This is a genomic window from Actinopolyspora sp. BKK2, assembly GCF_011291845.1.
GTDB classification, from domain to species: Bacteria; Actinomycetota; Actinomycetes; order Mycobacteriales; family Pseudonocardiaceae; genus Actinopolyspora; species Actinopolyspora saharensis.
In genome coordinates, this window is the sequence record NZ_JAANTE010000001.1 from 34,566 (window position 1) to 57,287 (window position 22,722).

Consider the following 22,722-nt stretch of genomic DNA (forward strand, 5'->3'; position numbering starts at 1 on the left):
CAGGGCGATCGAGAAGTGGGGTCCCGGAATCAGGGCCCCACTTCTCGCGCGTCGGGCGCGGTGCGGTGTGGGGCTTCCTCGCTTTCCGAGGTTCGTCGAAGCAACCTCGAGGCGGCGTGTCGCGTCCTTCCGGGAGGGACGGGCGAACGACGGGAAAGCAGGCCGGGTTTCGCCCTCGGCCGGGCACGTTCTTCATTGCCGTTTTTCGCGTTCTTCTCCGCTGCGGGGGTCGTTGGAGGGCGAGCGTCGCCACCCAGCGTGTTCGTCGTGTTCTCGCCATCGACTTCGACCGGTGAGTATGTTTCACGGACGTGAATCCCCAGGTCTTCCCGGTGGGAAGCAGCGGGGAAGCCGAATCACTCTAGCCGATTCCGGCGCGATGTCAACGCGGGAAAGAAAATGATCTTAATTTTTTCTTGATGGGCGCTCGGTGTTTTTGTGCTTTTTTTCACGCATCGTGATTGTTGGGGATTGCTCTTTTTGCGAGTGCTACTGCAAACGCAGTATTGTCGTCCTTCCCATTTCTCAGGAAACTTGCCGGTCACCGAAGACGATCCGTTTTCGCAGTTAGGGAGAACACGGATGCAACGGAAGAAGACCGGCCGTATGGCCGCGACCGCGCTGTTGGCGGCCGGCACGCTGACCGCCATGGCGGTTCCAGCCACGGCGAACACCGCGGCTGCTCCTGAGCAGAACAGTCCCGAGCAGGCGACCACGATGATGCAGGCCATGCAACGCGATCTGGGACTGACTCGCACTCAGGCCGAGCAGCGGATCGCCGACGAGGCGGCGGCGAGGGACATCGCCGATCGGGTCCGGGAAGAGCTGGGCAAGGGCTTCGGCGGCTTCCACTACAAGGCCGAGAGCGGAGAGCTCGTCGTAGGTGTCACCGACCGGGCCCAGTTCGACGAGGTGAGATCCAGCGGGGCGGTCCCGCGGCTGGTGGACGACAGCCGGGCCGATCTCGAGAGCGCCAGCTCCACGCTGGACGCGCACGCGCAGCAGGCACCGGAGTCGGTGACCGGCTGGTACGTGGACTCCACCAGCAACTCGGTGGTCGTGACCACCGGGTTCGGGACGGCGGACCGGGCGGAGCGGTTCGTCGAGTCCACGGGGGCCTCCTCCGAGGCGGTGCGCGTGGTCGAGTCCGGTGAGCAGCCGCGCACCTACGCGGACGTGATCGGCGGGCAGCGCTACACCATCAACGGCTCGACGATCTGCTCCAGCGGGTTCTCCGTGGCGGGCGGTTTCGTCACGGCGGGGCACTGTGGCAGCCCCGGGGACAGCACGAACAGTCCGAGCGGCTCGTTCGCGGGGTCGTCGTTCCCCGGTGACGACTACGCCTACGTGGAGACCGGAAACGACGACACGCCCCAGCCGCTGGTGGACACGCACGACGGGTCCACCCGCGTGGTTCAGGGCTCCCAGTCGGCCCCCGTCGGATCCTCCGTGTGCCGTTCCGGTCAGACCACGGGTTGGCACTGCGGCACCGTGCAGGCCAAGAACCAGACCGTGAGCTATCCGAGTGGCACCGTTTCGGGGCTGACCCGCACGGACGTGTGCGCCGAGCCCGGTGACTCCGGCGGCTCGTTCATCTCCGGCAACCAGGCCCAGGGGATGACCTCCGGCGGCTCGGGTGACTGCACCTCCGGCGGGACGACTTACTTCCAGCCCGTCAACGAGGCGCTGAACGCCTACGGGTTGAGCCTGGTTACCGGCTGAGTCCGCCGGGAGGCCTCCTCAGAGGGGTGACCACCCGTGATTCCTCGGGGCCGTCCGCCGAAGCAGGCGGACGGCCCCGATGCCGTCGTGCCCCTGCTGCCGTGCCCTCGGTGAGCGTGTCGGTCACGGGCTGGCGGCACTGTCGCTGTTTCGGTGATGAACAATCGAGTCATGCGAATTTCGGCCAAGGTGGATTACGCGCTGCGCGCGTTGGTGCAGATAGCCCGCGCGGAGACCGGCCCGGTCAGTGCTGAGGACGTGGCTCACGCCCAGCAGATCCCGCGCAACTTCCTGCAGGCGGTGCTGAGTGATCTTCGGCGGGCCGGTTTCGTGGCGAGTCGGCGAGGGCAGTCCGGCGGGTGGGTGCTGGACCGGGATGCGGCCACCATCTCGATAGCCGACGTGATTCGGGCGACCGACGGGCCGCTGGTGAGCATACACGGAATCCGGGCGGAGGACGTGCAGTACGATCCCTCGGTCTCCGTCCTGCAGTGGGTCTGGATCGCCGTGCGCAGCAGCCTGCGCGAAGTGCTCGAGAACGTCACCATAGCCCAGCTCGTCTCCGGCGAGCTCCCGGAGGACGTGGCGGCGCGGACCAGCGAGAGCGGGGTTTGGGAGTCGCGCTGAGCGGAGCCGCGACCGTCGGTCGTCCCGCGTGCTGGGAGTGGTTGGATCGATCCACTTGAAAGTGTACCGTTTTTATCAACTTAGTTGTAAATGCTGCCCGTGGTTACCGGGACGGGCGGAAACGGTCTGGAGGCATTGGTGCCCACTCTGTTACTCGTGGCGGTGGCCGGGTTTCTCGCCCAGCTGGTCGACGGATCACTGGGCATGGGATTCGGCGTGACGGCCACAACCGGACTGCTGGCTGTGGGAACCGCGCCCGTGATGGCCTCGGCCTCGGTTCACCTGGCCAAGATCGGTACCGGAATAGCTTCGGGGGCCGCGCACTGGGGAATGCGGAACGTGGACTGGCGGATGGTCGGTTGGCTGGCCGTTCCCGGAGGGCTCGGGGGCTTCCTGGGAGCCTCGACGCTCTCGTCCGTGGCGGCGGGAGCGGCCCGCCCCTGGATGGCGGTGCTGCTGGTGGTACTGGGCGGTTATGTCGTGCTGCGCTTCTCCGCCTGGTCGAAACCCGTCCGCGGATCGGGGTTCACCCCGTCCGGCAGGCGCTGGTTGCTCCCCCTGGGGGGCGTGGGTGGTTTCGTGGACGCCGTGGGTGGCGGCGGTTGGGGCCCCGTCACCACCTCCACCCTGCTGAGCACGGGACGGATTCAGCCGCGGCGCACGGTGGGCACGGTCAGCGCCAGCGAACTGATCGTATCGCTCGGGGCGACCTCGGGCTTCCTGCTGCACAACGGGGGAGCGGCCTGGAAGTGGTCGGTGATCCTCGGTTTGATCATCGGCGGAGTGGTGGCCGCTCCGCTGGCCGCGTGGCTGGTGCGCATGCTCCCGGTGCGCGTGCTGGGGGTCGGCGCGGGCGGACTGATCGTCTTCACGAACGTGCGGCTGCTGCTGGACTCGCTCGGCGTCCCCGCGCTCGCGGTCGGATTCGTCAGCGTTGTTCTCGGCCTGAGCTGGGTCGTGGGGCTGGTCTGGGCGGTGCGCGCCGAGCTGCACCAGCGCAGGATCGCCAGGTCGGAGGCGGCCGCCGCCGATCCCCGGAGCCTCTACGAGAAGGCCTGATCCGTCGAGGGAGATCCGCTCACCGGTTGTCCGTGGCCCCTGTGCCGCGCGTGCACCGCGCGGCACAGGGGCCACGTTTCGTTCGGTTGGGAGAGGGGCGGCAGGGCGTCACGCTTCCGTGTTGGCGGTGCGCAGCGTGCGCATCGCGTTGGCCAGTTGTTCCGAGTGCTCCGGCCCGAGGGGGTCGAGAACGGTGCGACGCAGGATCTCGGCGCAGGCGTGCTTGGCTTCCTCGGCCGTGGTGCGCCCGTGATCGGTCAGCACGACGTAGGTGACCCGGCGGTCGGTGTCGCACGGTTCCCTGCGGATCAGTCCCGCCGAGACCAGCCTGTCGGCCACCTTGGTGAATCCTCCGCTGCTCAGCGCGGCCTCCTTGGCCAGCTTGGTCATGGGCATGCGGCATTCCGGTGAGCGCACGAGCCTTACGAGGATGTCGAAGGCACCCGGAGTGAGGTCGAATCGTTCGGCGATCTCGGACATCAGTCGTTCCTGGGTGGTGTGGTAGCCCTCGATCACGAGCCCCCACCAGGTGACGATCTCGTCGTCGTCGGTGTCCTTGTCGGTCGCCGCCGGGGGTGTGGTGGCGATGTCCTCGGTTCCCACCTGGCCGCCTTTCTCCTCGTGTTTGTTTCGCCGCCCGCAGTCTAACCCCCGCCGCACTAACTCTTACAAGGAAAACTCTTGCTGGCAAGAGGTTTTGTGGTAGTCTTCTGGTGCAAGAGAAAAGGGTCGATCGGTTCGACCTCTCCGAGGGACAGGAGCTGTCCAGATGAGCACACCGGTGAAACTCACGGTCGTCTACTACTCGTCCACCGGGACCATCGCCGAGATCGCCAACGCGCTGGTCTCCGAAGCGGAGGCGGCGGGTGCCGAGGTCCGGTTGCGTCGCGTCGCCGAATTGGCCCCGGACTCGGCGATCGACTCCAACCCGGCCTGGCGGGCCAACCTGGAGGCCACTCGTTCGATCGCCGAGGTGACCCCGGACGACCTCCTCTGGGCCGACGCGGTGATCTTCGGTACGCCCACCAGGTACGGCAACGTCGCCGCGCAGCTCAAGCAGTTCATCGACTCGCTGGGGCCGCAGTGGCAGCAGGGGCTGCTCGCCGACAAGGTCTACAGCGGATTCACCTCGACCGCGAGCAAGCACGGCGGGCAGGAGTCCACGCTGCTGGCGCTGTACAACAGCGTGCACCACTTCGGCGGCATCCTGGTCGCACCCGGTTACACGGACGGCTCGAAGTTCGTCGACGGCAACCCGTACGGGACCAGCCACGTCGACGGGCAGGGCGAGGGCAAGGTGGACGACGAGACCCGGCAGGCCGCTTCGGTGCAGGCTCGCCGCGTCGTAAGCGTCGCCCGCGCACTGCGGGACGGCGCCGCCTGAAGCGCCTCCCGTCCGAGCGAGACGGCAGGGCACACCGCACACGTGCTGCTCGGGGCGCTGCTCGGGGTGCCCTGCCCGCGCGGCGAGGCGCAGTTCCACGCGCGGGCAGCCGACTCATCCGGGCAACCGTTCCGCCGGGAGCTCGCGCAGAGCTTTTCCGGCCGGATCGGCTCGGGGCCTCGACTTCGGAGGCGTCGAAACGATCACGCTGTCCACCGGCGCCGCCGGGGCCACGGGGCCGCCCGCGCGAACCAAGCCACCGACCCTCTCGTAGGAGGTCGAGCATGACCATCTCCACCAGCGGCCTGCACCACGTGACCGCGATAGCGGGTGATCCGCAGCGCAACGCCGACTTCTACCTGCGCACCCTCGGCCTGCGGATGGTCAAGACCACCGTCAACTTCGACGACCCGGGCACCTACCACCTCTACTACGGCGACGAGGTGGGACGCCCCGGCACGCTGATGACCTTCTTCCCCTTCCACGGGGCCCCTCCGGGCAAGCACGGGAACGGCCAGGCGACCGCCACCGCCTTCTCGGTGCCGGAGCAGTCCATCGGCTGGTGGCAGCGGCACCTGAACGAGGCCGGGGTCGAGGTCAGCCGGGTGCAGAACCGCGAGGGCGAGGACGCGCTGACCTTCCAGGACCCCGACGGGCTCGTCCTGTCGCTGGTGGCGCACCCCCATCCGGACCCGCGGGCTCCCTGGGACAACGGCGTGGTGCCCGCCGAGCACGGCATTCGCGGGCTGCACTCGGTCACGCTCTCGGTGGACAGCGAGGAGGACACGGCCGAGATGCTCGGTGGCATGGGGATCACGTTCTCCGGCCAGGAGGGCAACCGGCTGCGCTTCGCCGCGGGATCGGGCGGTCCGGGCGCGTTCGTGGACGTCGTCGTGCGGCCGGGCGCCGAACGGGGACTGGTGGCTTCGGGCACCGTGCACCACGTCGCGTGGCGCGCCCCTGACGAGTCCACCCAGGCCGCCTGGCGGAGCGAACTCGTGGACAGCGGGGTGTCGGTGACCTCCGTGCTGGACCGGCAGTACTTCCGCTCCATCTACTTCCGCGAGCCGGGCGGGACGCTGCTGGAGATCGCCACCGACGAACCGGGTTTCACCGCGGACGAGCCGCTGCTCGAACTGGGGCGGGCGCTCAAGCTCCCCCCGTGGTTGGAGCCGAACAGGGAGCAGATCGAGGCGACCCTGCCGCGGCTCGACTTGCCGAGCGAGAACAATCCGGAAAGGCTGGCCTCATGACCGCCGACGGGCTCTTCCTGCGCCACACCTTCACCGAGGGGGACCCCGGATCCCCGGTGCTGCTGCTGTTGCACGGTACCGGTGGTGGCCCCGAGGACATCGCCGTGCTCGGCAAGCGGATCGCTCCCTCGGCGCCCCTGCTCGCCCCGGCGGGCTCGGTTTCCGAGAACGGAGCGGCCCGCTGGTTCCGCAGGCACGCCGAAGGAGTGTTCGACGAGGCCGACGTGCGGGAACGCACCGAGGAACTGGCCGAGTTCGTCCGGCGGGCGCGCGAGCACTACGGGCTCACCGACCGCAGGATCGTCGCCGCCGGTTTCTCCAACGGAGCCAACATCGCGGCGGCACTGACCCTGCTGCGGCCGGACGTGCTCAGCGAGGCCGTGCTGTTCGCGGCCATGCTGCCGGTCGGCGATCCGCCGTGGCACGAGCTCACGGGCAGCAGGGTGTGGATGTCCAACGGAGAACGGGACCCGATGGCACCGCTGCCGGCGGTGGAGCGGCTGACCGAGACGCTCCGCCGGCGCGGTGCCGAGGTGACCGCGCATCGTCACCGGGGTGGACACGAGATCACCGGTGAGGCGCTGGAGCGGGCCGCGGCCTGGCTGAACACCTGAGCGGGCCTGGCGCGCGGGAGGACCGCCCGCGCGCTCACCGCGTCGGGCGGGAGCGCGTTTCCCGCAGCGTTCGCTTGCCCGTGCGGTAGAGCTGCAGGGCTTTCCGGGACGCGGCATGCTGCTCGCAGAGGTGCACCAGGCTCTGCCTGACTCCGGTGGGGGCGGGCTCCCGCGGATCCGGTTCCGGCTCCAGCACGCGGACGGGCGGATCGCCGATCAGCTCCGCCAGCAGCTCGACGGCCACCTCGGTCGTCTCCTCCGGATCGGCCGCGTCCGGGTGGGAACTCGGGGTGGCCGAGCTCTGCTCGGGGCGCAGCTCCGCCAGGTCGCCGATCACGTGGTAGCCGCTGCCGGCCAGCTCGGAGATTATCCGCTCGGACTGCTCGGAGAGCCACTGCCGGTGCTCGGCGGGCACCTCGAGCGGAGTCCGCGGTTTCCTGCTGCCGAGGATCCCGCCGGCTATGCGGGATTTGACCGTCTCGTCGTGCTCGGACCAGGGGATTCGCCCGTCCAGCCGCTGGTTGAGCTTTCTGAGGACCTCGGTCTCGGCCACGCCGAGCGACCGGTTGGGGCGCCGCACCGCGGTGTCGAATTCCTCCGGCTGCAGGCCGATGAGCTCCGCGAAGCGGTTCCAGACCGTGGTCGGATCGCCCCCCCGGGGCGGAACGGTGATCACATGCACTCGTTCCGCGGGGATGTCGGCGGCCCACTTGTCCAGGATGGCCGCGGTGTCCTGGCGCGGCCAGAACAACTCGCTGAGCGGGTTCGTCTCCTCGGCAGTCCCCCGTATGCCCCCGACGAACTCCTCGAAGGTCAGCGTGTGGCGGTTCTTGACGTCCTCCTGCCACACCGCGGGAAGCTGGCGAAGCAGGTCCCGCGCCGTGCACACGAGATGCACCTCCGCGGGAGCCAGGTCGTTCATCGCCCGCTCGATCTGCTCCGGAGTGGCGGTGCAGAACAGCTCGTGGGAGATGACGACGGTGCCCGACCACTCGGCCGCCTCCGCCACGAGACGGTCCCACGCCTGCGGGACGTTCTCGTCGAACCAGTCCGACTGGAACTGCTTGTTCTGCAGGTCCAGGGCCGCGTGGAAGTGCGCGTCGGGACGGTCACCCGGGTACAGCACCCCCGCACGGCCGAGGTCAGCCCGGTTGTTCCAAAGAACTTCCTGCAAGTACGTCGTCCCGGTCTTGGGCGATCCGAGGTGGATGTAGACCCGTTCGGGGCCTGCGTGGTTCATCGATTCTCACAGCTCCTGTCGGTGATGACTCGGGGCACACGCTGAACGGAGTGCGACAGCCTAACAATCCCGCGGGATCGCCCGGGGAAGCGCTCGCGGCACGATCGACGACGCCGCTTCCGCGACGGGAACGCGCGGGAAGGGTTTTCCTCTGCCAGGGGCGGACGTTCCGCTGAAAGAAGGACTCGAGTGATCCCGATTTCTGTACAGTAGCGACCACGTATGCGTACGGGTTGGGGCGTTTCGGGATGATCGCACCGCCAGTTCCACCTAAGTGTCGTACGGGAAGGGACCGACGATGGATTTCTCGGGAGCTACGCTCTGGCTGACCGGTTTACCCGGGGCGGGCAAGTCCACCATCGCCGAAGCCGTAGGAGAGAGCCTTCGCGGCCGGGGCGCGCGAGTGGAGATTCTCGACGGGGATCGCTTGCGCACCAACCTGTCGGCCGATCTCGGATTCAGCGCGGAGGACCGGGCTGAGCACGTCCGTCGCACGGGCTTCGTGGCCAGACTGCTGGCCGCGAACGGGGTCACCGTTCTCGTGCCGGTGATCGCGCCTTACTCGGAGGTGCGCTCCGGGGTGCGCGAGCAGCACGAGGCGCACGGGTGCCCTTATTTCGAGGTGCACGTGGCGACTCCGGCCACGGAGTGCATGCGCCGCGACCCCAAGGGGCTCTACCGGCGTGCCGCGTCCGGGGAGCTGTCCGGGCTCACCGGATACGACGCCGAGTATCAGGAGCCCAGCGACCCGGATCTGCGCTTGGACACCACCACCGCCGACATAGCCACGGCGCGGGACACCGTGCTGGACATGTTGGAGCGTGCCGTGACGTCACCGGCGCACCTGTCCTTCACGGAAAGCGACCAGGAGGTCCTGGACGGGGACAAGCGGCTGTACCCGCTGTGATCGCGGCCGGTGCTCGTTCTCCGGTGTCCCGTTCCGGGCCCTGGATGCGGGAGAGCGCGGAAGGTGGGCTGGAACTTCCGTGAACAGGTGGGACGGTTTTCGTTCTTTCTCGTTCGGAAGGTCGGTAGAACACTTCTGCCCGGACGTGCGGAGCCGGACGAGCGGCTCTCGCGCGGGGAGCGCGTGTGCGTGGTGAGCGGTCCCGGACCCGCCGAGTCGTGCGGGGTCCGGGGCCGGCGGCGTTCCCGTGGTGCCCTGAAGATCCGCTCGACGGCGGATTTCGCCCGGCGGGGCCGGAAGGCGTCGACTCGTGAGCGCTCCGGCCCCGCCGTTGTCCTCCCGGCGTGGATCACGCCGGTGATTCGGTTCTGTTCTTCCCACGATTCGGGAAGTCGAGTCGCGGTGCTTCCCTCGCGGACGGGGCGGTGCTCGTCGCGCCGCTGACCACTGTCCGCATCAGCTGCGTTTCCTCGCCGGGCGTCCGGCGTGGGGGGACGCGGACGTGCGGCGGTATTGACCGGAGGGGAACGCACGATTATGTTCGCATGAAGCACGTACGTTCTCTCAGCGAACAGAGTTGGCTGATGGCGATCCGTGCGGATTCTGTGCGAACACCGCGGAACGGAGTGGTCAGTGGCACGCATTCTGCAGCTCGACACGGCGGTGGCCGAGCTAGTCGACGACGGAGACACCGTCGCCCTGGAAGGATTCACGCATCTCATTCCGGTCGCGGCGGGACACGAGATCATCCGACAGCGGACCAGGAATCTGACGCTGGTAAGGATGACCCCCGATGTGATCTACGATCAGCTCATCGGGGCCGGGTGCGCGGACAAGCTCGTCTTCTCCTGGGGCGGCAACCCCGGTGTGGGCTCGCTGCACCGGTTCAGGGACGCCGTGCAGAATTCCTGGCCCGGGCCGTTGGAGATCGAGGAGCACAGCCACGCGGGCATGGCCAATCGTTACGTGGCCGGGGCCTCCGGACTGCCGTTCGCGGTGCTGCGTGGCTACGCGGGCACCGATCTGCCGAACCACACAGACACGATCAGCACGGTCCGCTGCCCCTTCACCGGGGAGGAGCTGGCCGCCGTGGCTGCCATCAACCCGGATGTCGGCATCATCCACGCGCAGCGCGCGGACCGGGCGGGCAACGTGCAGCTCTGGGGCATCACGGGGGTGCAGAAGGAAACCGTGCTCGCCTCGAGGCGGTCGCTGGTGACCGTGGAGGAAGTGGTCGACGAACTGCCTGAGCAACCGGGTGCCATGGTCCTGCCCACCTGGGCGGTCACCGCGGTGGCCGAGGTTCCCGGAGGCGCGCACCCCTCCTACGCGCAGGGCTACTACGAGCGGGACAACAGCTACTACCAGGACTGGGACGCGATCGGCCGGGACCGGGAGCGCTTCCGGGAATGGTTGGACACCGAGATCCACGGCGCGGAGAGGAGCGCACGATGAGCAGTCCTCGAGCCGAGTCCGCAACCGGGGGCGAGTTCACCCCGGACGAGATGATGACCGTGGCCGCCGCCCGCTCGCTGCGCGACGAGGCGGTGTGCTTCGTCGGGATCGGACTGCCGAGCACGGCGGCCAATCTCGCCCGGCGCACCCACGCGCCGGGGCTGGTGCTGATCTACGAGTCCGGCACCCTCGGGGCAGAACCGGAACGGCTGCCACTGTCCATCGGAGACGGCGTTCTCGCCGAGACCGCCGATTCCGTGGTCGGTGTTCCCGAGATCTTCAACTACTGGTTGCAGCCGGGCAGGGTCAACGTCGGTTTTCTCGGCGGTGCCCAGGTGGACCGCTACGGCAACATCAACACCACAGTCATCGGACAGGACTACGACGATCCGAAGGTCCGCCTTCCCGGCGCGGGTGGCGCACCGGAGATCGCCACCTCCTGCGGTGAGGTGCTGATCGTGATGCGGCACAACCCGAAGGCGTTCGTCTCCGCGGTTGACTTCGTCACCTCGGTGGGATACGGCCGGGACGGTCGTGCGCGCGAGCGGTTGGGACTGCCGGGAAGGGGGCCGGTGCGGGTGATCACCGATCTCGGCGTGCTGGAACCGGACTCCGAAACCGGGGAGTTGGTCCTGAGCCGGGTCGCGCCCGAGGTCGAGGTGGAACAGGTGCGCGCTGCCACCGGTTGGCCGCTGCGCACCGCTGACGAGGTGGGAACGCAGGAACCGCCCACCGAGCGGGAACTGACGATCCTGCGGGAACTGAAGGCAACCCTCGGGAACGGAGAGTCGTCTTGAGCAACGAGGTGTACGTACTCGACGCGGTGCGCACCCCGGTGGGGCGTTACGGCAAGGGACTGGCCGAGGTCCGCCCCGACGACCTCGCCGCGCACACCGTCAGGGCACTGCTGGACCGGAGTCCCGAGCTGGATCCGGCCCGGGTGTGCGACGTGCTGTTCGGTGACGCCAACGGTGCGGGCGAGGACAACCGCAACGTGGCGCGGATGGCCGCGCTGCTGGCCGGATTGCCCACCAGCGTCCCCGGGGCCACGGTCAACCGGTTGTGCGGCTCGGGGCTGGAAGCCGTCATCGAGGCGAGCAGGTTCGTGCAGACCGGTGACGGGGACGTGGTGCTGGCGGGCGGAGTCGAGTCGATGAGCCGCGCTCCGTGGGTGCTGCAGAAGCCGGAGCGCGCTTACCCGCGGGGACACGAGACGCTGCACTCCACGACGCTGGGGTGGCGCATGGTCAATCCCGAGATGCCGCCGGAGTGGACCATCTCCCTGGGGGAGAGCGCGGAGATCCTGGCGGACCGTTACGGGATCAGCCGCGCGGATCAGGACGCCTTCGCCGCGCGCAGCCACGAGCGGGCCGCCGCGGCCTGGCGCGACGGTCTCTTCGCCGACGAGGTGGTCCCGGTGCCCGGCACCGAGCTCACCGAGGACGAAGGGGTCAGGACGGACTCCTCCCCGGAGAAGCTCGGCAAGCTCAAACCGGTGTTCCGCTCGGGGGGAACGGTCACGGCGGGCAACTCCTCCCCGATGAACGACGGCGCGGCCGCGGTGCTGCTCGGCAGCGAGCGGGGAGCCGAGCAGGCCGGTGCGGAACCGTTGGCACGGGTGGTCAGCAGGGGAGTCGCTGCGGTGGACCCCGACGTCTTCGGTATCGGTCCGGTGCAGGCCGCGCGCACCGCGCTGGAGCGGGCAGGCATCGGCTGGGGCGATCTGAGCGCGGTCGAGCTCAACGAGGCGTTCGCGGCGCAGTCGCTGGCCTGCCTGGCGGACTGGCCCGAGCTCGACCCGGAGATCGTCAACCAGCGGGGCGGTGCGATCGCCATCGGCCACCCGCTCGGGGCTTCGGGAGCGCGCATCCTCACCACGCTGGCTCACCAGCTGCGTCGAGCCGGAGGCGGTTGGGGACTCGCCGCGATCTGCATCGGGGTCGGTCAGGGGCTCGCCGTCGTGCTGCACGCGTAACCGGTGACGTCCGCGGTGTCGGCGACCGCTCGGGTGGAGCCTCCGGCGCTGCCGCGCCGGAGAACGGCCCCGGTCCGGTCGACGTCCCGTTCGAAGAACCTTGTCGAGGAACGGAAGAACTCTACAGCCATCGGGAGTGAGCATGTCCACCGACTCGATCGCGGGGCGGGCAGACCGGCTGCTGTTGCCCAGCTACGCGCGTGACGACGCCAGTCACCCGGCCCTGGACACCCCCGAGTACAAGTCCACGTCACTGCGCCACCCGAGCAAGCCGCTGCAACGCTTACCGCAGAACCTCACCGAGATCACCGGACCGGTGCTCGGGCACGAGCGGGTGTCCGAGACCGACCACGACCTGACGATCCAGCACGACGGCGAACCGCTGGGCGAGCGGATCCTGGTCAGTGGCAGGGTGCTCGACTCGGACGGAAGACCCGTGCCGAACACCCTGGTCGAGGTCTGGCAGGCCAACGCGGCGGGCCGGTACCGGCACACTGGTGACCGGCACCCGGCTCCGCTGGACCCGAACTTCTCCGGCGTCGGGCGCTGCATGACCGACGAGCACGGTCGCTACCGGTTCGTCACCATCAAGCCCGGTGCCTATCCGTGGCGCAACCACGACAACGCCTGGCGCCCGGCGCACATCCATTTCTCCTTGTTCGGGCGCGCCTTCACGCAGCGGCTGGTCACCCAGATGTACTTTCCCGGGGACCCGTTGTTCTACCAGGACCCGATCTTCAACTCGGTGCGCGACCCGAAGGCGCGCGAGCGGATGATCTGCGAGTTCGATCTGGACAGCACGGTCCCGGAATGGGCGCTGTCGTACCACTTCGACATCGTGCTGCGCGGTAGCGAGGCGACGCCGTTCGAGGACGAGGAGGACGACGATGACGACTGAGCACGGCGAGCCCGCGACAACCCCGTCCCAGACGGTGGGTCCCTTCTTCGCGCTGCCGGACGGGTTGCCCTGGCCGGACGGTCCCGAGATCGTCGGTCCGGAGACCGACGGGGCCTTCCTGCTGCGGGGGCGTCTGCTGGACGGCGCGGGCGAGACGATCCCGGACGGGCTGATCGAGATGTGGCAGGCCGACGAGCACGGCCGGTTCGACCACCCGGACGATCCGCGAGGACCGAGCGCCTCCATACGCGGTTTCGGGCGGTGCCCCACCGACTCGGACGGGCAGTTCTGGTTCCGCACGGTCCGGCCGGGTGCGCTTCCCACCCCGGAGGGGGAGTGGGAGGCCCCGCACATCGACGTGACCGTGCTGGCCCGGGGCATGCTCGACCGGGTGGTGACCCGGATCTACTTCCCGGACGAGGAGGCCAACGCCACCGACCCCGTCCTGTCCACCGTGGACCAGCAACGGCGCGACACCCTGATCGCGGTTGCCGAGGACGGGGGATTCCGCTTCGACATCAGGTTGCAGGGCGCCGACGAGACCGTCTTCTTCGCGGTCTGACCGGTGCTGCCCGGCCGGATCGGTCGCTGCCCGCGAGCGGTCCGTCCGTTCGCGGGCAGCGGCGGACTCCGCTCCGACGGACCCGCGCCGACCCGAACAGCGAACACCAGTGAGGACGGGAGCGGTTTGTTCACCCCCACGTTCGTCAGCGAACGATTCGCCGCGTGCACCGACCGCCGCGCGTGGCTGGCCGCCATGCTCGAGTTCGAGGCCGCGCTGGTCCGCGCGCAGGCCGACGTCGGAGTGCTCGACCCGGGAGTCGCCGAGCGGATCGCCCGGGAGTGCGCGGCGGACGGCTTCGACGTCGACTCGATCGCCGAGCGCGCGGCTTCCTCGGCCACACCGGTCATCCCGCTGGTCAATGATCTGACCGAACGGGTTCCGCAGGAGGTCTCCGGCTGGGTGCACCGGGGCGCCACGAGCCAGGACGTCGTGGACACCGCCGCCATGCTGGTGGCCCGCACGGCCCTGGACCGGCTGCTGGAGGAGCTGCGCGGTGTGGCAGACGAGTGCGCGCGACTCGCACGGCAGCACCGGGACACCGTGATGACCGGCCGGAGCCTGCTGCAGCAGGCGCTGCCGACCACCTTCGGGCGCAAGGCCGCGGGGTGGCTCGGCGGGGTGGTCGACGCGACCGATCCGGTGGCGCGGTTGCGGCGGGAGCGGCTGGCCGTCCAGTTCGGAGGCCCGGTGGGAACGCTGGCCACGCTGGGCACGAGCGGGGTGTCGGTCGCTGCCGCGCTGGCCGAGCGGCTCGGGCTGGCCGAGCCGGTGCTCCCCTGGCACACCGAGCGCACGAGAACGGGCGAGCTGGCCTCCGCCCTGGGGACCGTGGCCGGAACGCTCGGCAAGATCGCCCTGGACGTCAAGCTGGGCGCCCAGACCGAGCTGGGTGAGCTCGCCGAAGGCAGCTCCGGCGGTTCCTCGGCGATGCCGCACAAGCGGAACCCGGTCCGGGCCGTCCGCGTGACGGCCGCTGCGCGCCGGGTTCCCGGCCTGGTCGCCACCTTGCTCTCGGCCATGCCCCAGGAGCACGAGCGGGGAGCGGGGGACTGGCAGGCCGAGTGGGAACCCTTCACGGAGCTGCTGCGGCTCACCGGCACCGCCGCTTCGCTGACCAGGGAGATGCTGGCCGACCTGCGGGTGAACACCACGGCCATGCGCACCAACCTGGACGTCACCGGAGGGGCGCTGCTCGCCGAGCGCGTCTCCGCGGTCCTGGCGCCGGAACTCGGTGCGCGGCGGGCCAAGGAACTGGTCACCGGGCTGGTGAGCGGGATCGGGGACGACGGCGGCGGGCTGCGTGCGGAGCTGCTCGACGACCCGACGGTGCGTTCGGTGCTGTCCGAGCAAGCCGTGCTGGAGGTGACCGACCCGGAGGGCTATCTGGGCTCGGCCGCCGAGTTCGTCGACCGTGCGCTGGAGAGATACACGAGTTGGAAGGAGACGAGTACCGGTGATTCCGGACTATGAACTGACCGGTCCGCCGCAGGCCCCGGTGTTGGTGCTGTCCAACTCGCTGGGCACGGACCGGACGATGTGGGACGCGCAGCTGCCGGCCCTGTCCGCGCGGTTCCGGGTGCTGCGCTACGACCAGCGCGGCCACGGCAGGACCCCGGCCACGTCCGGGCCCTACGACCTGGAGCTGCTGGGGCGTGACGTGCTCGACCTGCTGGACCACCTCGAGATCGGGCGGGTGCACTTCGCCGGTGTCTCCCTCGGGGGGATGACCGGCATGTGGCTGGCGAGCAACGCGCCGGAACGGATCGACCGGCTCGCCCTGCTGTGCACCTCCGCCGCCCTCGGCCCCGCGTCCAACTGGCGGGAGCGCGCCGAGTTCGTGCGGGCCAACGGCACCTCGGCGATGGTTCGGTCCGCTCTGGATCGCTGGTTCACGCCCGAGCTGGCTTCCCGGCAGGACGTGTTCGCCAAGTACGGTGCGATGATCTCGGCCACCGACGACGAGGGCTACGCGGGCTGCTGCGAGGCCATCGCGACGATGGGGCTGGACGATCGGCTGGGTGAGATCACCGCTCCCGCGCTCGTGGTGGCGGGATATGATGACCCGGCGACGCCGCCCGAGCACGCCGAACGCATCGCCGGTGGCATCGCCGGTGCGCGCCTGGAAGTCTTGGAAAACGCCGCGCACCTGGCCAATGTGGAGCGGGCCGAGCAGGTCGATCGCCTGCTGGTCGAGCACTTCGCGGGGGAGGAGCAGCGCATGTCCGTCGGTGCCGATCGGGCCGCCGGTGAGCGGGCCGCCCCGGACCGGACCGGGACCGGAACGGCCGTTCGCAGGCAGGTGCTCGGCGACGCCCACGTCGACCGGGCCAACGAGCGGACCACGGAGTTCACCGCTCCCTTCCAGGACTTCATCACCCGCTACGCCTGGGGCGAGCTCTGGGCCTCGGAGGAGATGGACCGGCCGACCCGCAGCTGCGTCACCCTCGCGATCCTGGCGGCGACCGGCAACCACGACGAGCTCGCGATGCACGTTCGGGCGGCTCGCCGCAACGGGGTCGCCGCGGGGACGATCAGGCAGGTGCTGATGCACGTGGCCGTCTACGCCGGTGTGCCCAAGGCCAACAGCGCCTTCGCGCTCGCCGATCGAATACTGTCCGAAGAGGACGAGCAGAGCGGTGCTTGAGATCCACGAGGGGGTGGCGTGATGGAGCCGGAGGCCGACTCCGGAGTGGGGCCGGTGCAGTCCTTGGCCCGCGGGCTCATGGTGATCCGCGCCTTCGACGAGACGCGCCCGGAGATGACCCTCAGCGAGGTCGCCCGCACCACCGGCCTCTCCCGCGCCTCCGCGCGTCGCTTCCTGCACACCCTCGTGCAGCTCGGCTACGTCTGGACCGACGGCCGGCTGTTCGCGCTGACCCCCAGGGTGCTCGAACTCGGGTTCTCCTACCTGTCCAGCCTGTCCCTGCCGGAGATCGCCCAACCCCACCTGGAGCGGTTGACCGCCCAGGTGCACGAGTCGGTGTCGGTGTCGGTGCTCGACGGGGACGAGATCGTCTACGTGGCGCGGGTGCCGACTTCGCGGATCATGACCGTGGCCATCAACATCGGCACCCGCTTCCCGGCCTACGCCACCTCGATGGGGCGGGTGCTGCTGGCCGGCCTCGACGAGGAGACGCTGGCTGAGTACCTGGAGCGCGTGCGCCCGGAGCCGTTGGCCCCCCAGACCGTGACCAGTGCGGGGGAGCTGCGCCGCGAACTGGAGCGCATCCGCTCCCAGGGTTGGGCGATCGTCGACCAGGAACTGGAGGCGGGGCTGCGCTCGGTGGCCGCCCCCATCCGGGACCGCTCCGACCGGGTGGTCGCGGCTGTGAACGTCTCCTCGCACGCCAGCAGGACCGGCCCCGAGCAGGCGCGCGAGCAGCTCCTCCCGCCGCTGCTGGAGACGGCTGCTCGGATCGAGGCCGATCTGCGGGTGGCTCCGCAGGCGGGCAGCAGCGCGCGGTGAGGCTCCCGGCCGGGACCGGTCCCCGGTGAAGTCCGGCAACGAACCCTAGGTCCACATCAGACGTGTTTCCCCGGTCAGGGCGAAGACCTCGGCGGCGCGGGTGGCCGAGCGGAAACTGCCGCGGCCGCCGCCGTCGCGGTCGACGACCTCCGCCCGGTCGGGCAGCTCCAGCCCCCAGGCGGCCACGTGGCCGTCGACGAGTTCGCCTGCCTCGTCCCGGGTGAGCTCGCAGAGGACGAAAACTCCGGGGCGGGTGGTCAGCGCGTTTTCGAGGACGGCCAGCTCTTCCGGATCCGGCGCGAAGTCGTCGGATGCTTTGAGTGTCACGAGGAGACTCCGTTCAAGTTGACGATATGACATCTATCACTGTAGCTAGAAATCTAGCTTCGTCGATAACCTGAACGGGTGGGTTTTCTCGGGGTGGGGGACGCACAGGCAGACTGTGTGCGGACAGTGTTTTCCAGGAGGTGAGACGTGTCCTCTCGGAGTGATCCGTCAGCATTGCGCTGGTTGATCGGAGTCGAACTGGCAAGCTACCGAAGAAGAGCGGGGCAAACTCTCGCGGCGGCTGCCAAGGCTGTCGGTTGTTCTTCCAGCTTGGTGGGGCACTTCGAGAAAGGCATGTATTTCCCGCAGCCGCAGCAGATCGCTGAACTGCTGGAGTTTTACGCGGCCCCGTCCTGGGACGTCGAGCGATTGGTATCGCTCTGCGGCAGAGCGGATCAACGAACGTGGCTCGCTCCGTGGGTGGACGTGATCCCCGACTGGTTGCGTACCTTCGTGGGACTCGAAGGGCTCGCTACGCGTGAGACCATCTACGCGCCTCTCGTGCTTCCCGCCTTGGTCCAGACAGAGGACTATGCGACGGGGATGACTTCGCCCAGCGCTCGGGTTCGCCCGGACCAGAGCGAGCGCCTCGTGAGCTTGCGTATGGAAAGACAGCAACGGCTGAGCTGCACGGAGGACCCGCTACGGTTGACGGCGCTGATCGAGGAATCCGTCCTGGATCGGCCGATCGGGAGTGCCGAGATCATGCGGGCACAGTTCGAACATCTACTCGAACTGGCGTGCTGGTCCAATGTCGAGATCCTGGTCCTGCCCACGAGCGTTGGCAGGCACGACGGCTTGGAGGGACGGTTCACCGTGCTGGACTTCGATGCGGCTCAGTCGATCGGATACGTCGAGATCCCGGACGGAGCAGTCTACGTCCAGGATCAGGACCAGGTGGCCGGTTACACCCGAAACGCTGAAGCACTACGCTCGATCGCGCATTCGCAGGAGGATTCGCTGGAAGTGATCAGGGCTCGTGCGCAAGCTCTGGTCTGAGTGGAGAGGTGTAGCGAGTATGGTCACTGCCGATCGTCGTTCGGAGTGGCGCAAGTCGAGTCATAGCAGCAACGGTTCGGATTGCGTCGAGGTGGCGCTGGGTGCCGCCACGGCGGCGGTGCGGGATTCCAAGGACCCGGAGGGTCCCACCCTGCGGGTGGGCGCCGCGGAGTGGGGGAGATTCCTGGCCGGGGTGAAGCGGTGCGCCTTCGACTCCGGCTTCGCTGGCTGACCCGGAGCGCCCCGCGTGGATCGACCTCGCCGGAGACGGGACCGGACACGGTGCGGTGAGGCCCACGTTCGTGACGGGCGTGCTCACCGCGCTCGTGTATCGGCGTGATCCGAGCTCTTTTTCGCTCAGGAGTTCTCCGCTGCCGACTGGGAGGCCAGGAAGTCGCGGTACCAGTCGAGAGTGGTCCGCAGCCCGTCCACGAGTGGGGTGGGCTGCCTGTCGAAGTGCTGCTCGAACGGTGCCGAGACCATGTTCTGCGGGACGAGGTGCTGGTAGAAGAGCTCGGCGTACTCGTTCATGAACCGCTCGTCGAACGGTCCCGCGGAGATGGGCCGGTCGAGTACTCGTGCGGTGATCTCGCTGCCGGTGATCCGCTCGACGAGGTCGTGGAGGTGTTCGGTGCTGACTGCGGGCACGGTGGGCAGGTGCCACACCCGACCGGTGGCGGCCTCGTCGGTGGTGGTGCCGAGATCGACGAGGCCACGGGCGATGTCCGGCAGGTAGGAGTAGCTGTGCGGCAGTGTGATGTCGCCGAACCCGAGCGCGGGCTCGGCGGTCAGCACGGCGGGGAAGAAGGCCCCGCCGAGGGTGGAGTTCAGCACGCGAGGGCCGTAGAAGTCGGCCGCACGGCCCAGCACGACGTCGGCGTGCCCGGCGTGGTGCGCGTCCAGGTAGGACTGGTCCAGCGCGGCGCGCATCCGTCCCTTGCGGCTCGTCGCCGCCCAGAGGGTGTCCTCGGTGATGGCAGTGCCGTCCGCCTCGCCGTACGGGTAGAGCGTGTCGAGCACCACGAGCCGGGCGTCGTTCCGGCCCGCGGCGGCGAGCACCGCTCGGCCGATCTCCGGCAACTGCTCGACCTGTAGGTGGTACGGCACGTTGACGGCGTGGTAGATCGCCGCGGCACCCGCGGTCGCGGAGACTGCCTGGTCGGCGGAGGAGACATCGGCACGTACCGTCTCGACCCCGACGGGGGCGCCCTCGATCGGACCGCGGCTGACGTGGCGCACCCTGAGCCCACGTGCGAGCAGTTCGTCCACGATGGTCTTTCCCGCCGGACCGGCGCCGAGCACGACGTGCGTTTCACCGGTGGTTGTGGTCATCAGTACTCCTTCGATTTAGTGAGTGACTGTTCATTCACTTTTGAGGGCAGGACAAGCGCTGCCCGTGCTCTCGGAGTCCTTCGACTGGGCGTGGAACCGTCGCGCGAGTCAGGAAGCCGGACTGTGCCGGAAGCCCTCCGTGAGCGTGGCCGCCCAGTCGGTGTCGGTGTCGAACGCGTCGATCGCGGTCAGCAGGTGGCACAGTTGGCCGCGAGCGAGGAAGTTCTGAGCCTGGGCCGCGTTTGCTCCGGCCCTGGAAACGGCCAGCGAGGTGATCCTGCCGATGCCGTCACGCACGGCCGAGGCCACTTCCGGGGTCTGGGTCGAGGCCAGTGCCTGTACCTGGAGCAGCAGCAGGTCGCGGTCGGCGATCAGCTCGGTGTACCGCGCTCCCATGCGGTCCAGCAGTTCGGCGCTGTCCGGGCTTTCCGCCTCGTCGACGGCCTCGGCGAGCGTGCTCACGATGCGGTCGTAGCAGTCTTCGATCGCGGCGACGAACAGGTCGACTTTGCGCGGGAAGAGCTTCATGACGTACGCCGAGGAGATGCCCGCGTGCTCGGCGACCCGGGTGACCGGGCTGGTGTCGTAACCACGGCGAGCGAACACGGTCACCGCGCTGTGGACGACCGCGCGTCGACGCTCCTCGGCCGTCGCCCTCGAGCCCGTCCTCATAGTGAGTGACTGTACATTCACTTCTGGCCGGGCGCAAGCGAACCCGCCGGAGCTTTCCACTCGGGCAGACCTCTCCGCCCGGAAACCGGCGGACGCTCGCGCGGTGACGAGCAGGGCACGGAGGTGACGCGAACTCGGGACGGGGAGTGGGCCGGCTCGGAAACGCCTCCGAACCGGCCGGCGGCCCCGGGGTGGTGCCGGGGCGCTCGCGAGCGTCCCGGAGTCAGCTCCGCCGTGCCGTCTGTTCGTCGTTCGGGAGGCTTCGGGCCCCCTCGGCGATCCCCACCGGCCCCGGAGCGGCCCCGTCCACCGCTGCCGAGGCGCGGGACTCCGCGCCGTCCGCGAACTGGGTCCGGTACAGCTCGGCGTAGTGCCCGTCCTGCTCCAGCAGCTCGGTGTGGGTTCCCTGCTCGGCGATGCGCCCCTCCGAGATCACCAGGATGCGGTCGGCCCGGCGGATGGTGGCCAGCCGGTGGGCGATCACCAGCGAGGTGCGCCCGTGCAGCGCCCCACGCAGCGCCCGCTGCACGGCGGCCTCGGACTCCGAGTCCAGGTGCGCGGTGGCCTCGTCCAGCACGACGACGGGCGGTTGCTTGAGCAGCAGCCTCGCGATGGCGATGCGCTGCTTCTCCCCGCCGGAGAGGCGGTATCCCCGGTCGCCGACGACGGTGTCCAACCCGTCGGGCAGTTCGGTGAGCAGCTCCTCGAGCTGGGCGGTGCGCAGCGCGTCGAGGAGTTCCGCGTCGGTGGCGGAGGGGCGCGCGTAGGCGAGGTTGGCCCGGATCGTGTCGTGGAACAGGTGCGCTTCCTGGGTGACCACGCCGATGGTGGAGTACAGCGAGGCCAGGGTAACGTCCCGGACGTCGTACCCGCCGACGCGGACGCTTCCCGAGTCCACCTCGTACAACCTGCCCGCCAGCTGGGCGATCGTGGTCTTGCCCGCTCCGGAGTGCCCGACCAGCGCGATCATCTCCCCCGGATCGGCGCGGAAGGAGACGTCGTGCAGGACCTGGTGCGCGGGCGTGCTCTCCTGGCGCGCCACCGATTCCAGCGAGGCCAGCGAGACCTCGTCGGAACCGGGGTAGTGGAACGAGACCGAGTCGAACTCCAGGCTGTTCGTCCCGGCGGGGAGCTCGACGGCGTCCTCCCGCTCGCGGATCATCGGCTCCAGGTCCAGCACCTCGAACACCCGGTGGAAGCTGACCAGGGCCGTCATCACGTCGACGTGGACGTTGGACAGCGAGGTCAGCGGACCGTACAGGCGGGTGAGCAGCGAGGTCAGCGCCACCAGGGTGCCCAGCTGCAGCGAGCCGCTTATCACCAGCGTGCCGCCGAGGCCGTAGGCCACCGCGGTGGCCAGCGCGGCCAGCAGCGTCAGCCCCACGAAGAAGACCCGGCTGTACATGGCCGACAGCACGCCGAGATCCCGCACCCGCGCGGCCTTGCCCGCGAACTGGGCGGTCTCCTCGTCGGCCCTGCCGTAGAGCTTGGTCAGCATGGCGCCGCCGACCCCGAAGCGCTCGGTCATCAGCGAACTCATCTCCGCGTCCACGGCCATCTGCTCGCGGGTGACGCGCTGCAGCTTCCTGCCGATCCAGCGGACCGGGAACAGGAACAGCGGGACCAGGGCCAGCGCGATCAGCGTGATCTTCCAGGACAGCGCGAACATCGCGGCCAGGACCAGCACCAGGCTCAGCACGTTGGACACCACGGAGGACAGCGTGCTGGTCAGGGCGCGCTGCGCCCCGATGACGTCGCTGTTGAGCCTGCTGGTCAAGGCCCCGGTCTGGGCGCGGACGAAGAACGCCAGCGGCATCCGCTGCACGTGGTCGAACACGTCGCGGCGCAGCTCGTAGATCAGCCCCTCACCCAGGCGGGAGGAGTACCAGCGCTGCAGCAGGGTCAGCACCGCCTCGACGAGGGCCACCCCGGCCACCGCCACGGCGAGCCAGAGAACCACCCCCATGCGCCCCGGCACGACCCCGCGGTCGATGATCGCCTTGAACAGCAGGGGAGTGACCACCCCGAGCGTGGCCGTGGCCGCGACCATGAGCAGGAAGGGCACGATCACGCCGAGGTAGGGCCGCGCGTAGGCCAGTATCCGTTTCGCCAGGCCGGGAGGGAGCCGTTGTCGGGTGACCGAACTGTCCCTGGTCAGCGACCGCATCGTCGCCCAGCTCACTCCGTTGTCCATGCCGGCACCTTTCTTCGTGGTGGGATCGGTGTC

23 protein-coding genes are annotated in these 22,722 nt (G+C 69.2%); 17 read left to right on the top strand and 6 right to left on the bottom strand.

Features of this window, described 5'->3' with window-relative positions; translation table 11 throughout:
- Positions 1-582: 582 nt before the first annotated feature.
- The 3 genes from G9Q41_RS00155 to G9Q41_RS00165 all read left to right on the top strand — a co-directional run bounded on the left by G9Q41_RS00155 (position 583) and on the right by G9Q41_RS00165 (position 3,408).
- A complete protein-coding gene (locus G9Q41_RS00155; protein WP_092521752.1) occupies positions 583-1,722 on the top strand; it encodes a S1 family peptidase in 1,140 nt (379 codons plus the stop codon).
- A gap of 171 nt (positions 1,723-1,893) precedes the next feature.
- The gene (locus tag G9Q41_RS00160; RefSeq protein ID WP_092521751.1) at positions 1,894-2,349 is read left to right on the top strand and encodes an Rrf2 family transcriptional regulator; all 456 of its coding nucleotides are present in this window, start codon (positions 1,894-1,896) and stop codon (positions 2,347-2,349) included.
- Between the two features lie 138 nt (positions 2,350-2,487).
- Positions 2,488-3,408 carry a sulfite exporter TauE/SafE family protein gene (locus G9Q41_RS00165; protein ID WP_165631660.1) on the top strand — a complete coding sequence of 307 codons (921 nt, stop codon included), beginning with the start codon at positions 2,488-2,490 and terminating at the stop codon, positions 3,406-3,408.
- Positions 3,409-3,516: 108 nt separating this feature from the next.
- Here the strand turns inward: G9Q41_RS00165 and G9Q41_RS21660 are convergent, their stop codons facing one another.
- Entirely contained in the window at positions 3,517-4,011 is a 495-nt protein-coding gene (locus G9Q41_RS21660) for a MarR family transcriptional regulator (RefSeq protein ID WP_175455006.1), read from the bottom strand.
- Between the two features lie 166 nt (positions 4,012-4,177).
- Here G9Q41_RS21660 and wrbA point away from each other — a divergent pair, with 166 nt between their 5' ends.
- The 3 genes from wrbA (at position 4,178) to G9Q41_RS00185 (ending at position 6,659) form a co-directional block, all read left to right on the top strand.
- On the top strand, positions 4,178-4,792 hold the full coding sequence (gene wrbA, locus G9Q41_RS00175; protein WP_092521750.1) for an NAD(P)H:quinone oxidoreductase: 615 nt from the start codon (positions 4,178-4,180) through the stop codon (positions 4,790-4,792).
- Between the two features lie 284 nt (positions 4,793-5,076).
- On the top strand, positions 5,077-6,045 hold the full coding sequence (locus G9Q41_RS00180) for a ring-cleaving dioxygenase (protein WP_092521749.1): 969 nt from the start codon (positions 5,077-5,079) through the stop codon (positions 6,043-6,045).
- On the top strand, positions 6,042-6,659 hold the full coding sequence (locus tag G9Q41_RS00185) for an alpha/beta hydrolase (protein WP_165631659.1): 618 nt from the start codon (positions 6,042-6,044) through the stop codon (positions 6,657-6,659). The genes G9Q41_RS00180 and G9Q41_RS00185 overlap by 4 nt, the downstream gene beginning before the upstream one ends.
- A 34-nt stretch (positions 6,660-6,693) precedes the next feature.
- Here the strand turns inward: G9Q41_RS00185 and G9Q41_RS00190 are convergent, their stop codons facing one another.
- On the bottom strand, positions 6,694-7,899 hold the full coding sequence (locus tag G9Q41_RS00190) for a hypothetical protein (protein WP_165631658.1): 1,206 nt from the start codon (positions 7,897-7,899) through the stop codon (positions 6,694-6,696).
- A gap of 298 nt (positions 7,900-8,197) precedes the next feature.
- Here G9Q41_RS00190 and cysC point away from each other — a divergent pair, with 298 nt between their 5' ends.
- The 9 genes from cysC to G9Q41_RS00235 all read left to right on the top strand — a co-directional run bounded on the left by cysC (position 8,198) and on the right by G9Q41_RS00235 (position 17,165).
- Positions 8,198-8,806 (top strand): adenylyl-sulfate kinase, encoded by a 609-nt coding sequence (cysC, locus tag G9Q41_RS00195; protein WP_207630439.1) that lies wholly within the window; start codon positions 8,198-8,200, stop codon positions 8,804-8,806.
- Between the two features lie 633 nt (positions 8,807-9,439).
- Positions 9,440-10,261: a CoA-transferase gene (locus tag G9Q41_RS00200; protein WP_092522780.1), complete on the top strand. Its 822-nt coding sequence runs from the start codon at positions 9,440-9,442 to the stop codon at positions 10,259-10,261.
- Positions 10,258-11,058 (top strand): CoA-transferase, encoded by an 801-nt coding sequence (locus G9Q41_RS00205; RefSeq protein WP_165631656.1) that lies wholly within the window; start codon positions 10,258-10,260, stop codon positions 11,056-11,058. The genes G9Q41_RS00200 and G9Q41_RS00205 overlap by 4 nt, the downstream gene beginning before the upstream one ends.
- Entirely contained in the window at positions 11,055-12,236 is a 1,182-nt protein-coding gene (locus G9Q41_RS00210) for a thiolase family protein (RefSeq protein ID WP_165631655.1), read from the top strand. The genes G9Q41_RS00205 and G9Q41_RS00210 overlap by 4 nt, the downstream gene beginning before the upstream one ends.
- A gap of 142 nt (positions 12,237-12,378) precedes the next feature.
- Entirely contained in the window at positions 12,379-13,134 is a 756-nt protein-coding gene (gene pcaH, locus G9Q41_RS00215) for a protocatechuate 3,4-dioxygenase subunit beta (protein WP_165631654.1), read from the top strand.
- Positions 13,124-13,696, top strand: a complete 573-nt coding sequence (pcaG, locus tag G9Q41_RS00220) for a protocatechuate 3,4-dioxygenase subunit alpha (RefSeq protein ID WP_092521742.1) — start codon at positions 13,124-13,126, stop codon at positions 13,694-13,696. The genes pcaH and pcaG overlap by 11 nt, the downstream gene beginning before the upstream one ends.
- Positions 13,697-13,822: 126 nt before the next feature.
- A complete protein-coding gene (gene pcaB, locus G9Q41_RS00225) occupies positions 13,823-15,169 on the top strand; it encodes a 3-carboxy-cis,cis-muconate cycloisomerase (RefSeq protein ID WP_165631653.1) in 1,347 nt (448 codons plus the stop codon).
- Positions 15,153-16,343, top strand: coding sequence for a 3-oxoadipate enol-lactonase (gene pcaD / locus G9Q41_RS00230; RefSeq protein WP_165631652.1), 1,191 nt, complete (start codon positions 15,153-15,155; stop codon positions 16,341-16,343). The genes pcaB and pcaD overlap by 17 nt, the downstream gene beginning before the upstream one ends.
- A gap of 21 nt (positions 16,344-16,364) precedes the next feature.
- Positions 16,365-17,165 carry an IclR family transcriptional regulator gene (locus tag G9Q41_RS00235; RefSeq protein ID WP_165631743.1) on the top strand — a complete coding sequence of 267 codons (801 nt, stop codon included), beginning with the start codon at positions 16,365-16,367 and terminating at the stop codon, positions 17,163-17,165.
- A 45-nt stretch (positions 17,166-17,210) separates the two neighbouring features.
- Here the strand turns inward: G9Q41_RS00235 and G9Q41_RS00240 are convergent, their stop codons facing one another.
- Positions 17,211-17,492: a hypothetical protein gene (locus G9Q41_RS00240; RefSeq protein ID WP_347567449.1), complete on the bottom strand. Its 282-nt coding sequence runs from the start codon at positions 17,490-17,492 to the stop codon at positions 17,211-17,213.
- A 183-nt stretch (positions 17,493-17,675) separates the two neighbouring features.
- On the opposite strand from G9Q41_RS00240, the gene G9Q41_RS00245 reads away from it, so the two are divergent.
- Entirely contained in the window at positions 17,676-18,491 is an 816-nt protein-coding gene (locus G9Q41_RS00245; RefSeq protein ID WP_242686992.1) for a helix-turn-helix transcriptional regulator, read from the top strand.
- A 19-nt stretch (positions 18,492-18,510) separates the two neighbouring features.
- Positions 18,511-18,723 (top strand): DUF397 domain-containing protein, encoded by a 213-nt coding sequence (locus G9Q41_RS00250; RefSeq protein ID WP_165631649.1) that lies wholly within the window; start codon positions 18,511-18,513, stop codon positions 18,721-18,723.
- Positions 18,724-18,848: 125 nt separating this feature from the next.
- Here the strand turns inward: G9Q41_RS00250 and G9Q41_RS00255 are convergent, their stop codons facing one another.
- The 3 genes from G9Q41_RS00255 to G9Q41_RS00265 all read right to left on the bottom strand — a co-directional run bounded on the left by G9Q41_RS00255 (position 18,849) and on the right by G9Q41_RS00265 (position 22,689).
- A complete protein-coding gene (locus tag G9Q41_RS00255) occupies positions 18,849-19,823 on the bottom strand; it encodes an NAD-dependent epimerase/dehydratase family protein (protein WP_165631648.1) in 975 nt (324 codons plus the stop codon).
- Between the two features lie 108 nt (positions 19,824-19,931).
- Positions 19,932-20,495, bottom strand: coding sequence for a TetR/AcrR family transcriptional regulator (locus G9Q41_RS00260; protein ID WP_207630438.1), 564 nt, complete (start codon positions 20,493-20,495; stop codon positions 19,932-19,934).
- A gap of 223 nt (positions 20,496-20,718) precedes the next feature.
- A complete protein-coding gene (locus G9Q41_RS00265; protein WP_165631647.1) occupies positions 20,719-22,689 on the bottom strand; it encodes an ABC transporter ATP-binding protein in 1,971 nt (656 codons plus the stop codon).
- Between the last annotated feature and the right edge of the window lie 33 nt (positions 22,690-22,722).